Genomic DNA, 603 nt, shown 5'->3' with positions numbered 1-603 from the left:
TTGGAGTGTCCATATATGTCACCTTAAGTTTTTTCCTTACCCAGTTTGGAGTGGATGTTCTTGTAACTCTTCTAATTCCAAGGTATAGCCCTCAACTCAGATAACTTATATCTTTCAGGAACAATACAAGTTATGAATTTATTTCCTGATTCATTTAACCTACTATAATTCAAGTAAATGTATGCCGACCTAAAATTCTTATCTGACATAGAAAATTCGATTTGATAATAATTGCCAGAGAACTCGAGTGACTCATTGAATTCCAAATCAACAATCAATTCTTTTTTTAACTCTAACGTAAACCCTTTAAGGTAGTAGCCATTAAATTTCTTTTGAGTAAAAATTTCAAAGTCACTGTAATCTCCATTCAACTTCACAACAGATCGCATAAAGATATTTAATTTATCATTATTGTCTTCACAAGAAAAAACATTGCCAACTATAGTAAAATAAGCAAGTAAAACAGTTAATCCAATCTTATTCATTTTTACCACTCGCCCTAAACTCTTTCCAGTAAGCCCCTTGTTCTGACAACCCATAATACTCGCCTAATCCACTTGTAATCGCCGCCCCTGAAGATGGAGCTCAGGGCGGGATCACACT

General features: G+C 34.3%; 1 protein-coding gene. It reads right to left on the bottom strand.

The features are described 5' to 3' along the window. Positions 1-71 precede the first annotated feature (71 nt). Positions 72-539 carry a hypothetical protein gene (locus N482_RS07060; protein WP_063376370.1) on the bottom strand — a complete coding sequence of 156 codons (468 nt, stop codon included), beginning with the start codon at positions 537-539 and terminating at the stop codon, positions 72-74. Between the last annotated feature and the right edge of the window lie 64 nt (positions 540-603).

This window comes from Pseudoalteromonas luteoviolacea NCIMB 1942 (genome assembly GCF_001625595.1).
In the GTDB taxonomy this organism is placed as follows: domain Bacteria; phylum Pseudomonadota; class Gammaproteobacteria; order Enterobacterales; family Alteromonadaceae; genus Pseudoalteromonas; species Pseudoalteromonas luteoviolacea_A.
This window is presented reverse-complemented; position numbering and strand designations above follow the sequence as displayed.

What these genes read in the sequence shown, in the direction of transcription:
- N482_RS07060 (WP_063376370.1), bottom strand. Translation starts at nt 539, where the DNA reads ATGGGTTGTCAGAACAAGGGGCTTACTGGAAAGAGTTTAGGGCGAGTG.